Origin of the sequence: Paraburkholderia sp. CI3, assembly GCF_050436505.1 — a bacterium.
Classification (GTDB): domain Bacteria; phylum Pseudomonadota; class Gammaproteobacteria; order Burkholderiales; family Burkholderiaceae; genus Paraburkholderia; species Paraburkholderia tuberum.
In genome coordinates, this window is the sequence record NZ_JBNDMI010000003.1 from 37,707 (window position 1) to 49,580 (window position 11,874).

General features: G+C 60.5%; 10 protein-coding genes. 8 read left to right on the forward strand and 2 right to left on the reverse strand.

All coding sequences use genetic code 11. The annotated features are described in order from the left end of the window. Positions 1-71 precede the first annotated feature (71 nt). Positions 72-1,499: an FAD-dependent oxidoreductase gene (locus tag OKW29_RS09030; RefSeq protein ID WP_429290801.1), complete on the reverse strand. Its 1,428-nt coding sequence runs from the start codon at positions 1,497-1,499 to the stop codon at positions 72-74. 459 nt (positions 1,500-1,958) lie between these two features. Between OKW29_RS09030 and asnB the strand changes: the two genes are divergently transcribed. The 5 genes from asnB to OKW29_RS09055 all read left to right on the forward strand — a co-directional run bounded on the left by asnB (position 1,959) and on the right by OKW29_RS09055 (position 7,266). Further along, on the forward strand, positions 1,959-3,794 hold the full coding sequence (asnB, locus tag OKW29_RS09035; RefSeq protein ID WP_429290802.1) for an asparagine synthase (glutamine-hydrolyzing): 1,836 nt from the start codon (positions 1,959-1,961) through the stop codon (positions 3,792-3,794). Positions 3,795-4,095: 301 nt separating this feature from the next. After that, entirely contained in the window at positions 4,096-4,575 is a 480-nt protein-coding gene (locus OKW29_RS09040) for a nuclear transport factor 2 family protein (protein ID WP_429290529.1), read from the forward strand. 539 nt (positions 4,576-5,114) lie between these two features. Beyond that, positions 5,115-6,494 (forward strand): FAD-binding oxidoreductase, encoded by a 1,380-nt coding sequence (locus OKW29_RS09045; RefSeq protein WP_221307582.1) that lies wholly within the window; start codon positions 5,115-5,117, stop codon positions 6,492-6,494. Between the two features lie 47 nt (positions 6,495-6,541). Beyond that, the gene (locus tag OKW29_RS09050; protein ID WP_429290803.1) at positions 6,542-6,904 is read left to right on the forward strand and encodes a hypothetical protein; all 363 of its coding nucleotides are present in this window, start codon (positions 6,542-6,544) and stop codon (positions 6,902-6,904) included. After that, positions 6,901-7,266 (forward strand): nuclear transport factor 2 family protein, encoded by a 366-nt coding sequence (locus OKW29_RS09055; protein WP_429290804.1) that lies wholly within the window; start codon positions 6,901-6,903, stop codon positions 7,264-7,266. Before OKW29_RS09050 ends, OKW29_RS09055 begins: the two co-directional genes overlap by 4 nt. A 460-nt stretch (positions 7,267-7,726) precedes the next feature. Here the strand turns inward: OKW29_RS09055 and OKW29_RS09060 are convergent, their stop codons facing one another. After that, a complete protein-coding gene (locus tag OKW29_RS09060) occupies positions 7,727-7,903 on the reverse strand; it encodes a hypothetical protein (protein ID WP_167368717.1) in 177 nt (58 codons plus the stop codon). A 606-nt stretch (positions 7,904-8,509) separates the two neighbouring features. Between OKW29_RS09060 and OKW29_RS09065 the strand changes: the two genes are divergently transcribed. From OKW29_RS09065 to OKW29_RS09075, 3 genes are all read left to right on the forward strand, one after another. Continuing rightward, positions 8,510-8,887 (forward strand): STAS/SEC14 domain-containing protein, encoded by a 378-nt coding sequence (locus tag OKW29_RS09065; RefSeq protein WP_429290805.1) that lies wholly within the window; start codon positions 8,510-8,512, stop codon positions 8,885-8,887. Between the two features lie 312 nt (positions 8,888-9,199). Next, positions 9,200-9,631, forward strand: coding sequence for a hypothetical protein (locus OKW29_RS09070; protein WP_090807180.1), 432 nt, complete (start codon positions 9,200-9,202; stop codon positions 9,629-9,631). Between the two features lie 316 nt (positions 9,632-9,947). Beyond that, a complete protein-coding gene (locus OKW29_RS09075; RefSeq protein WP_429290806.1) occupies positions 9,948-11,801 on the forward strand; it encodes an FAD-binding protein in 1,854 nt (617 codons plus the stop codon). The last annotated feature ends 73 nt before the right edge of the window (positions 11,802-11,874 follow it).

Here is an 11,874-nt window from a genome sequence, read left to right on the forward strand (position 1 = left end):
TCAGAATTGGGTTGACGTATGGCACTGCGGCGGGACGCAACCCGTCTGCGACCTTCGCTATGGACATCTGATTAGCTTGCATCTGCGTAGCCTGGGTTTGCGCCTGAGGCGGAAGGCTCGCTGCGCCGCGCGCCGTGTGGCCCTACACACGCTTTGACCTCTTCACTCGTCACCTTGCGCATGACCTCCGGCGCCTTTAACGCGCTGACCGGCTTCAACAGGTTCAACACCTCGATAAGCAGTTTATGAATATCAGGATCCTGGTGCGCCGCCTGGGTGACCGCAATATGGTGCTCAATGGATTTCTCCAAATCGGCCGGGCGTTTGCCCCGCGCGTCGGGATAGGCCAGATCCGGCAACGCAGCCAGCGTCCACGGGTTCTCGACAATCGACTCGATCGCTAACAGGAACTCACTGCTGAGTGTGGCAAGCGGATCGGCATCGCCGGCGTGCGCCGCGAGCAGATTTCGCAACACGACAGCTTCCTGCGCGGCGGCGCTCATTCCCTGTCCATAGACCGGATTGAAACGGCACACTGAATCGGCGATCGGGATCAGTCCGCGAGGAAAGTCGTTGGAGCTGTCGAAGTGACGCCGCCGACTTTCAGGGAACGCAAACTGTTCGATGTGGCCGTGCAGGGTGGCGTTTTTGATCGCGTGATACACGGTGGCAGTCGGCAGGCTTGCGGCGTAGTCGGCGAATGCGTCGCCGTCGGCGGGCGGCGTGTCTGTGCCTCGTCCTCCGAGTGCCGCGAACCACTTGCCGTCTTCACGCAGAAGCACGATACCCATACGGCTTTCTTCCGGCGCCTTGGGCATGGTGTACATGACCTTCATGTCGGGAGTCGCATCGGGCGCAATCGTATAGACCGCGGTCGAGTAACCGAAGTCGACGCCGATGACCGTCTCCTCAGGCATGGGTCGGCCGGTAGCCTCAAGTAAGTCCAGCGTAGGCTTGCCGCGTCCGGACGCATCGACGACGAGGTCGGCCGGCAATCTCTCCAGCTTGCCCCCGCCGGTCTTGTACGAAACCGAAGCGACCGAATTGCCGTCAGGCGTGGCGCCGATGGCGACGACGCGACACCCGTCGCGAAAGACGACGTTCGGGCGTTCATGCACACGACGACGCACGGCAAGCTCGAGCAGCGGACGCGTCATCGTAAAGGTTGCTACACCGAGACTGCGAGCCGGAAACGGATCCTGTCCTGGATACTCAAGGTATACCTCGAGACCCGAGTCGACCGAGTGGGCGCCTGCCTGCACGAGTGTGGATGAAAAACCCGGAAACAGGTCGCACAGTGCCTTGAAGCCGCCGGCAAGCAGCCCATGCGGGTGCGTGCCCTGCGGCACGCCAGGCCGTGGCGTCGAGTCGGACGGAAGCGCATCCCGTTCGAGCACGACGACTTCCCTGAAGTAGTGGGCAAGCGCCTGTGCTGCGGGCAGTCCGCCCATTCCTGCGCCAATGACAACTGCGCGTTCACCTGAAAAACGATTCGGCATCCTAGCTCCTGCGACGTTAATTGGAAGTAAAGCACCTGCTCGGCGTAACGTGCACCACGATGAATTCTTGTGAGCGGGACAGTCCGCGACTCAGCGGACTTAGCTAGAAAACAGCCGTAGCAGTGCCTTTATTCCGTGCCGCGGGAGAAGGGCGCGATGCTGTTTTCAGGGAGCCGTCTACAACAAAGGAAGACTGAGTGCGCCGGAAGACCGTCAAGAAACAGGAGGCGCATGACCGCTTCTGGCCGCTTTTGCAAATGCTCTGTCTCCAGCAGAGTGTCACAACATCATCAACAGAACCAGACATCTACCTATCCGCCAAATACCGCGGAATTTTCTATCCTGTGAGGTGTTATCCGAGGAAGCAATGCAACCGCTTCGTCTGGATCCGTTTGATTTCAGATAGCTAGATGACGATCGGCCTGTTGCATGTCTTTCAGATTGCAAGGGAGATGCACGATGTGTGGAATCGCTGGCTGGGTAGATTACGACCGCGACCTGAACGAGCAAAAACCGATCATTGAGGCGATGACACACACCATGGCACTGCGCGGCCCCGACGCACAGGGTATCTGGATCGACCGCCATGCGGCACTCGGTCACCGCAGGCTTTCCGTCATCGATCTGGAAGGCGGGGCGCAACCGATGCAAGCTACCGACGAAGGTAAGCCGATTGCATGCCTGACTTACAGCGGCGAAGTCTATAACTTCGTTAAACTACGCGATGAGTTGAGAAAGCAAGGCCATCGCTTCACGAGCAGAAGCGATACCGAAGTCGTGCTGCGAAGCTACCTCGAGTGGGGCGAATCGTTCGCCGATCGCCTGGTTGGAATCTATGCGTTCGCGATCTGGGATGCGCGCAAAGAAGAGTTGTTGCTGGTGCGCGACCGTGTAGGCGTGAAGCCGCTGTTCTATCAGCCGTTCGGCCGCGGCGTGTTGTTCGGTTCCGAGCCGAAAGCGATTCTGGCTCATCCGGAAATTGTCCCACGTGTCGGGCTAGATGGCTTGCGGCACGTGATCAGCATGTTCCGCATGCCCGGCGACGCGGTATACGAGGGCATGCACGAAGTGAAGCCTGGACACGTGCTTCGCGTGTCTCGCAATGGCATCGCCCAACGCTGCTACTGGAAGCTCGAGGGACACGAGCATACCGATTCGCTAGACGTCACGATCGAAACGATTCGCGGACACCTCGACCGGATCATGCGCCAGCAGACCGTCGCCGACGTGCCGCTTTGCAGCCTGCTTTCGGGCGGGCTCGATTCATCGTTCGTCACGGCGATGGCTGATCGGATATTGCGACAACGAAGCGGCAACGCGGTGCACTCCTATTCGGTAGATTTTGCGGATCATGGCAAGAAGTTCGTCAAGGACGCGTACCGTGACACCGCCGATACGCCGTTCGTGCGTGAATTCGTCAAGCAGGTGAAGACGCGGCACACGGAGGTCGTGTTGAACAATCGCGAGCTCGCGAACATGCAGGTGCGGCGTGCCGTCGTCGATGCGCTCGACTCGGCATGGTTCGTCGGGAGCGATCTGTTCCCATCGCTCTATCTGCTCTTCAAGGCGGTACGCGAGAATTCGACGGTCGCATTGTCCGGCGAGGCCGCCGACGAAGTGTTCGGCGGCTATAGATGGTTCCACACGCCCGAGACCGTCAACCTCGACGCTTTCCCGTGGATGCAGGTTGTGCCGTCGAGGCTCGACACGTTGTTGTCGCCGGACCTGTCACAGGAGCTTCGCCTGAAGGAGTATGAGGCCGACTGTTACGCCCAGGCACTCCGCGCTGTACCGCATGTCGGCCAGTCCGGCGTCGAGAAGCGTATGCGTGAGATCTGCCACCTCCATCTCGTCAACTGGCTGCCGATCCTGCTGGACCGGAAAGACAGAATGAGCATGGCGGTAGGCCTCGAAGTGCGTGTGCCTTTCTGCGACCACGAACTGATGCAGTATGTGTTCAACACCCCATGGAGCATGAAGACGTTCGATGGACGCGAGAAGAGCCTGCTACGCGCAGCAGCCAGCGACGTCGTGCCGGAAGCCATCCTCACACGCGTGAAAAGCCCCTATCCGGCCACGCAAGACCCAGCGTATGAACGCGCTTTGCGTGCCTGCATGGACAGCGTGATCTCGAAGTCGACGCCGCGCACGGCAAAGACTTTCAACCTGGACGCGGTCCGCGAGCTGATCGATCAACCGCTGAACGAAGTCAGTATTGGTTGGGAACGATCGGACATCGATCACGCACTTGCGATGTCGGACTGGCTGGAAAGGTACAACGTGGAACTCGTATAAGGCGAGGTGGCGCTATGAGATTTTAGCGCCGGATGCGCTCTGCCGCCGTCCCTGCTGGCCGACACAACACACGCCGATAAGCTCGCCTCGTAGAGGGCAAACAGACGCATCAAGGAATCGCGGCTCCGATCAAGGGTGCCGATACATGTCATTCGCCTTCGGCAAACACTGATCCGACGTGTGGTCAGCTGCATCGACATGGCGCTTGGGCGTATCGCGATAGTGAAAGGAGGTCGAGGGAGAGCCCGACGTGAAGAGGACTGCTTGTATCACCAGCCAATGAAACGTTCAAGGAGGACACATGGCGACTACCCAGGATATCGCTGCACGGATCGATGCACTCGAAAGCCAATTCGCGCTGGAACGGCTCATCGCCGCATACAGTCAGGCGTTCGACACTCGCGATGAGGCACTGCTGCGCAGCATTTGGCATAGCGATGCGAGTCTGTTACTGGGCGACGCGTTCGGCAACTGTACCGGTATCGATGCCATCATCGAGTCAGCTCACAGGAACTGGGCGCAGATCCCGTACATGCATCACTGGACGGCCAATCCACTGATCGACATTAACGGCGACCTCGCCACGGGCAAGGTGGCGCTCAACGCGCTGGTTACCCATGCGGAGATGGGGCCGGTCCAGATCAGCGGCCTTTATCACGACCGGTTCGAGCGCCGTGACGGCCACTGGGCATTCACGGAGCGCAGATTCGATTTGCACTACGTGACGCCCCTGCCGAACTGGAAACCGGTTGCCGGAATCGAAGCTGCGTCCCCGTCCTGAGCCGAATAGCCAGGCGGATCACCGGGCCGGATCAACGTCCGGAGCAACTTCGGGCCAGTGTGGAGGACACTCTCCCCAGTCTGGGCGTCGACCAGCTTGCCGTCGCCAATCTGCGCCGCCTGGACGTCGGGCCCGGACTGAAGGCCGAAGGTGATCAGGTCGTCGACCTGGATGACCAGCTGGCTGCGAGTTGCGGCTTTTGATCAATATCTCGGTGACATTCATACGTAAGTCCTACGTACTTTTTGTTGGCAACGCCCAGTACCGCTTATGGAATGACGACAGCCCACAAGGTGTTGTATCGATGTGACCGGTCAACTCACATGCACTTCGAGATTGCAGGCCGCCAATGGACGGGTTCGATTGGTAGAGAAAACTCCCCGTCGTGAAGACCAGCCCATCCGGAACGCTGTCGACGCTGGATTTCGGGAGGTTCGGGTCGAGCCGCTGCTCGGCCCGGATTCGATGATTATCGGCGTCCGGTAGGTACCCCAAATTCGCGAATCAATCGTAACGCGAAATCATACGAGGAGTAATTGATGAGTGTAGCGACCACACATACTGCTTCGGAGCTGACCGCGGCGCGTGAACTGCGCGCCATGATGCAGGGAAGAGTCGTGTTGCGCGGCGACGATGACTATGCTCGCACGCGGCGGATATGGAACGGAGCAGTGGAGAACCAGCCTGCGTTATTTGCAGTGTGTGAGACGTCCGCGGACGTCGAGGCGGCCGTGCGTGTCGCGCGTCGCAATGGCCTGCCGCTCTCGGTGCGCGGCGGCGGGCACGACTGGGCAGGCCGTGCCTTGTGCCCGGATGGACTCGTCATTGACCTCGCCAGGATGAGGCAAGTAGTCGTGGACCCGCACTCGCGAGTCGCGACAGTCGCAGGGGGCGCCACGACCAAGGACCTGGCCGTGGCCGCCGGCTCCCACGGCTTAGTCGCGGCATTGGGCAACTGCGGTGCAGTCGGCGTAGCCGGCTTGGCCCTGGGTGGTGGCTATGGCCCTCTTAACGGTCGATACGGTTTGGCAGCGGACAACCTGCTTGGCGCTGAGGTGGTGCTTGCGGATGGGCGGCTCGTGGCCACCGGTCCCGATGAGGAGCCGGAGTTGTTCTGGGCGATCCGGGGCGGCGGCGGCAACTTCGGCGTGGTTACGTCTCTGCGGTTCCGTCTGCACGAGATGCGTCACATGCTCGCGGGGCCAATTGTGTATTCCTGGAGCGAGGCCGAATCGGTGCTGCGCCGCTACGCGGCCTTTGCGGCCACCATGCCTGACGAACTCGGTGTATCTATGGGAATGCCGTCCGGCCCGGATGGCCAGCCCACGCTATTGTTGTTGCCGCTGTGGAATGGCGACAAGCACAGGGGCGAGCAGATCATACGTGACTTGCAAGCCCTTGGTACACCTCAGCTTGCCCAGGTCGGGCCGACGACCTACGGCGACATGCTTGCCTTGTTCGACGCGGCGGTGGATGCGGCAGACGGCTGCCATTGGGAGACCCGGACGCGCTCACTGCCCGTGCTCACGCCCGGTGCCGTCGATGCGATCATCACGGCGGTCGCCCGCAAGACGTCGCCCTATTCTATGGTCAACTGGCACCACGCCCACGGCGCGGCCACGCGTATCGCTGCAGAGGAGATGGCTTTCGGCTTGCGCCGGGAACATTTTATGGTGGAGATCATCGCCGGTTGGAAGCCCGACGCGGGTAACGGCGCGGAGCACCGGCAATGGGCGCAGGAGCTTTGGGAAGGCCTCGCCCGTTTTGCGTTGCCAGGCGGCTACGCCAATTTTCTGGTACCACGTGATCGAGAACAGGTTCGGGATGCCTACGGCAGCAACGGTGCCCGGCTGAGATCCTTGAAGCGCCGTTTCGATCCCGACGGCGTGTTCGCCTCCGCCATTCCGTTGCCCGACTAGCATGGATGTCCCAAGAGCGCACGACAACCAACTAAAGGGAGAACGTTATGAATATCGCGGAGAAGACAGCCTTGATCACCGGCGCCAACCGCGGCGTCGGTGAGGCCCTTGTCAAAGAAGCTCTCAATAGAGGAGCGAAAAGAGTTTTTGCGGGCACTCGGGGCGCACTTCCAAATACTGACCCACGCGTGACGGCGCTGACGTTGGACGTAACCAACGCTTCGCAGATCCAGGTTGAGCATTCTCTTGCCCACCTACGGCTGCAAGCCCTGGCGCCACCTCTGGTGCCGCTTGCGCAAGCGGCAAGAACGGAAGCAGAATCGTCCGCACGTGCGGCGCAACGGCGCGGCCTGCAGCAAGACAAGTGGCCGCGCGAGCGGCTGGCATACTTTCACCGGAGGCAACAATGACGCTCGACGAAATCGTGAGCGCGTATTGCGCCGCATGGAACGAGAAGGACGAGGTGGCGCGCACCGCTTTGCTGGAGAAATCCTGGGGCGATAGCGGCGTCTACGAGGATCCGACGAGTGCCGTTCCGCCAGGCCGCGCAGCGCTCCATACCCATATCGCCGGCTTCCATCGGGCCTATGCGGGCGCAAGACTCGTTCGCACCAGCAGGGCCGACCAGCACCATGGCAAGATTCATTTCACCTGGCAGATGATGTTGCCCGACGGAACCGTTGCCGTCGACGGGCGCGATTTCGGCGAACTCGACACCACGGGACGCATTGCCCATATCGTCGGTTTCTTTGGCCCGCCCCCGGCGCTGTGAGGACGGCCGCGCGCTTTTCTCGTGTGCGGCGCCTCATCCGGCCTTCAGCACCACCCGCTCGATGTCCTGAACGATGACTGGAATAGCCGATCACGACCGGCGCTACGATGGACCGCGTACGCGGGTGCTTTGACCGCCCAGAATGTCGGGCCAATGACTCGCGCCAAGACGCTGACATCCTGGCGTCGCCTCTGCCAAGGAAGCGCCGTACAGGTGGCGCCGGTTTCTATGTCCGTAGTGGGTCGATCAGCGACATTCGAAACGCCGCTTCTGGACGACCTGTCCCGCCTCCGCTGGCAGGTACCTGCCCAGCTGTGACCAGTATCACCGAATGCGGGGCAGGCTACCTATATCGCAAGATTGTCGGTCACGAACCACGTCTCATCCGTGCTCGCGCCGGACAGCCAATTCACGTCAAGCCACCTTCTAAAGCCCGACGCCATACAAGGGTTGCGGATGCCTACTTGCCGCCGATGCCGACCTTGCCGCGCCCGACCTTTCGATGCGGCACACAGGGGCGCAGCCTCTTCCTTGAGCTAGCCGTCAATGTGACGTGCTCCGCAGGGTAGCGGGTCGTCCTGTTCAGCGCGGCCTGATAGGCGGAATGGCCCGGATCGATGCGCTTGAGAGCTGACATCACTGACTCCTCCTCAGAGGATTCTAGTCCGAAACGGCACGGCGGTTATGTCGCCTTCCTGAACATGCTGTAGTCGAAGTCCGCGACCCGGCGCTCGGCGAACCCGGGCGTGCCCTTGACGATTGCCATGCGCTCGTTCCGGTGTGTGCCCACAGGTAATTATTCGAGCGCGCGGCGCACACGCGCGGGATTCTAACCTTCAATCCAATCGGGACTCGTGCGTCCCTTCCCGGGTGGGGCGGGACACGGCATGCCGTCGGGGCGAAAAAAACCGAATCTCGACGGGCACCCCAAGCAACGCATCCTTTCGGCCATCGATCACGACATCGCGAGCCTGCTGGAACGGTCGGCTGATGCCGAACCGGCTCCGGCACCCCGGCCGCGCATGAAGGGGCGGCTTCATAATTCCGACAATAAAGCACGCTAAGCGGTGGACGCAGGTTGCCGGCTGCGCATTCGTGTGCGCCTCTTGTCGGCCGGCCATGAGCGGTCACTGACCCTGCGAGAACTGTTACCCGAAGCGGTCGCTCATGAGCCTACAATAGGAACGCATCATCGCGGCCGCAGGCACCGAATTGCACTGCGGAGAACCAATGGGGGACGGCGATGTTCAAATTCATCGATGGGTTACCGCAAGATGTGCTCGCGATCGAAGCCACGGGCAAGGTTACGCACGACGACTACAAAAGTACACTCATACCCAAGGCTGAGGCGATGATGGGCAAGGGGCCGATCAAGATGCTCTATGTCGTCGGGAAAGAGTTCACGGGATTTGAGGTTGGAGCGCTTTGGGATGACGGCGCGTTCGGGCTGAGGCACTGGCACGATTTCAGCCACATCGCAGTGGTTACGGATCTCGCATGGCTATGGGTTATGGTTGGTATGCTAAAACCCTTTTTTCATGGCGATGTCCGCTTGTTCTCGCTTGCTGAATTGCCTACCGCGAGACGCTGGATCACGGACTCTAAGCGAGTTAGTCGATGAATAACATCCGCTGGTAAAAATCTGAAATCCATCTGCGGTACAAGGCGTTTCTACGGAAGATGAATTTGCCGGAACAACCTCATTGCACCATTTTCGATTCCCTATTGCTGTCAGTCACGAGTGTCTCAAGCGGTCGGCCTCGGCCTTCCGCGCGAGACGCAGCTCGCGAATTCAGGCCCGTGGCGTCATCTGGCAGAGGTCGGCCAGTTAAAGACCTTCGACGTCTCGGCCAAAATTGACGACAATGTTCCCAAGGAAAGATTGCGGGTCGTGCTCCGTCGTCGGAGACGCCGCTGAATCTAAAAGGAAAACATGAGACGACTGTTCCTCGCTGGGCTCGCAGCCACCTCTTTCGTGACTTGCGTTCATGCGCAAAGCAACGCGTCCGGCCCGCTCGTCACGCCCTCGGGTAACTTGCAATTCGTGCGCGTCGACGGCGATTTCGTGGGGATGCTCGACAAGGAAATTTTCGATCGCTTTAGCGCGAGCATGCTCACGCATTTCGACGACGTAGGCAATGCAAATGACAGCGTCACGCGCACGCTCGTGCAGACTGATTCCGGCCCGGTGCTGTACGACTTTCGCCACCATCCGCCGCTTGTGCAACGCTCGGGTAAGCGCATGACGGTCAAGCGCGTGTTCTGGCAAGGCGATGAAGTCGTGATGCAAAGCTCGCAAGGCTGGTTCCAGTTCAAACGCGGCGTGCTGACGAAGCTGCAGTCGTCTACGACGACGTACCATTGATTACGCGCACACCCCCCAACACACGAGCCAGCGATGACATACGTCGCCTCGCCGCGCACGTCGTTGCCTTTTTCCAAGTTGCCTTAACCTCTTGCGGGTCGAGCTCAGCGCGTCGTCGTGGGACAGGTTTCGGCCAATCGACCCCGAAGGCTAAGTCGTTGAAAATCTGTCCGGCGGTGGGCTGGGGGCTAACGATTTGCGGTGCACGGTTGGCGGACTTCGAACGCTTGATGCACGTCTTCCGGTCACCCCGTTATTCGAAGAGTTCTGCCAGTTTCTCAGTCATCCGGGTTGCAACCATATTGAGATTTCACGCATGCCGATGAAACCTTCAAACAAAACCACGTCCTCGAAAAGACGACGTATTTTGCAATCTGCGGTCGGAATCACATTTTTGCATGGTGCCCGGAAACAGATGCTCGCTTCGGCGCAAGCGGCGGTATCCGGAGCGTTCACTCGCGTGCGTCCGGGCGATCCAGGCTGGCCGTCCGAGGCGCATTGGAACGAACTCAGCCAGCAGGTCGGCAATGCACTGGTGAAAGTGCAATCGCCCCTGGTGGCTTGCCTGAACGCGCCCGATAGTGACGACTGCAGGCAACTATTCAGGGAGCTCAAGAACCCCTATTTTCTCGGCGACGAGGTGGGCCTAACGCAAACCCTCGGCTGGGTTGACGCGTGGACATCGACACCCAGCGTCTACGCGGTGGCTGCCCGCAACACGGATGACGTCGTCGTCGCCGTTAACTTCGCACGTCGGAACAATCTCCGCCTCGTGGTGAAGGGCGGCGGCCACAGCTATCAAGGCACATCGAATGCGCCGGACTCTCTGCTGGTCTGGACGCGAAAAATGAACAACATCACCGTGCAGGACGCGTTTGTCGGCACAGGATGCGAGGGACATGCGGCACCGGTGAGGGCGGTCACGGCCGGTGCCGGCGCGCTCTGGGCGCACGTCTACGATGCGGTCACTACCAAGGCGGGCGGTTACGTGCAAGGTGGCGGCTGCATGACGGTCGGCGTGGCTGGCCTGATCCAAAGCGGCGGGTTCGGCAGCTTTTCCAAGGCCTACGGACTGGCCGCGGGAAGCCTGCTCGAAGCGGAAGTTGTGACGGCAGATGGCGCGGTCCGGATCGCCAATGCCTGCACGAATCCCGATCTATTCTGGGCGCTGAAAGGCGGCGGCGGCGGGAGCCTGGGCGTGGTCACCCGGCTGACGCTGCGGGTTCACGAATTGCCCGAGACTTTCGGCGCGGTGAACATGACGATCAAGGCGACATCGACGTCTGCGTTTCGCCGGCTGATTGGCGTGATCATCGACTTCTATAATCAGAACCTGATGAACCCGCACTGGGGCGAACAGATCAGATTTCGCCGCGACAACGTCCTCACTATCTCGATGGTGTTCCAGGGGCTCAGTCGCAGTGAAGCGCAAGCGATCTGGGAGCCGTTCATGGATACGCTTGCCGCGTCCCCGGACGATTTCAAGGTCGAGTTCTCGCCACTGAAGATTGTCGCCATCTCGGCCCGCAGTTTCTGGGCTCCAACCCTGTTCAAGAAGCTCCTCGGCTTCATCAGCACCGACGACCGGCCGGGCGCACCCGACGACAATATCTTTTGGTCGGGTAATCGCGGAGAGGCGGGACAAGTGCTACACGGCTACGAGTCCGCGTGGCTCCCCGCGGCCTTGCTGCAAGATGTCCGGCGTCAAACCCTGGCCGACACGCTGTTTGCGGCGACCCGTCAATGGAGCGTGTCGCTGCACGTCAACAAGGGCTTGGCGGGTGCACCGGCGGAGGCTGTCGCTGCCGCGAGAAACACAGCCACGAACCCGGCCGCGCTGGACGCCTTCGCGTTGCTTATCGCCGGGGCGGAGGGGCCGCCCGCGTATCCGGGCATTCAGGGCCACGAGCCCGACACCGCGCTGGCGCGCCGGGACCGGCAGGCCATCGGACGTGCAATGGCCGAGGTGCGCAAGCTGGTTCCAGACGCCGGTTCCTACGTGGCGGAAAGCAATTTTTTCGACGCGGACTGGCAGCGGTCCTTCTGGGGCTCAAATTACAGCAGGCTGCTCGCCATTAAGGATCAGTATGATCCCGATGGTTTGTTCTTCGTTCATCACGGCGTAGGGAGCGAACGCTGGAGCGCCGACGGTTTCACGAAAATCGTCTGAACGACTCGACCTTCGAACTCGCACATATGGTTCAGCGGAAATCACATTTCGAAATCTCGTATTGAGGCTTCCC

Excerpts from the sequence above, each read along its gene's own strand:
- OKW29_RS09065 (WP_429290805.1), top strand. The coding sequence starts at position 8,510 with ATGTTCAAATTCATCGATGGGTTACCGCAAGATGTGCTCGCGATCGAA.
- OKW29_RS09055 (WP_429290804.1), top strand. The coding sequence starts at position 6,901 with ATGACGCTCGACGAAATCGTGAGCGCGTATTGCGCCGCATGGAACGAG.
- OKW29_RS09040 (WP_429290529.1), top strand. The coding sequence starts at position 4,096 with ATGGCGACTACCCAGGATATCGCTGCACGGATCGATGCACTCGAAAGC.
- OKW29_RS09050 (WP_429290803.1), top strand. The coding sequence starts at position 6,542 with ATGAATATCGCGGAGAAGACAGCCTTGATCACCGGCGCCAACCGCGGC.
- OKW29_RS09070 (WP_090807180.1), top strand. The coding sequence starts at position 9,200 with ATGAGACGACTGTTCCTCGCTGGGCTCGCAGCCACCTCTTTCGTGACT.
- OKW29_RS09045 (WP_221307582.1), top strand. The coding sequence starts at position 5,115 with ATGAGTGTAGCGACCACACATACTGCTTCGGAGCTGACCGCGGCGCGT.
- asnB (WP_429290802.1), top strand. The coding sequence starts at position 1,959 with ATGTGTGGAATCGCTGGCTGGGTAGATTACGACCGCGACCTGAACGAG.
- OKW29_RS09030 (WP_429290801.1), bottom strand. The coding sequence starts at position 1,499 with ATGCCGAATCGTTTTTCAGGTGAACGCGCAGTTGTCATTGGCGCAGGA.
- OKW29_RS09075 (WP_429290806.1), top strand. The coding sequence starts at position 9,948 with ATGCCGATGAAACCTTCAAACAAAACCACGTCCTCGAAAAGACGACGT.
- OKW29_RS09060 (WP_167368717.1), bottom strand. The coding sequence starts at position 7,903 with ATGTCAGCTCTCAAGCGCATCGATCCGGGCCATTCCGCCTATCAGGCC.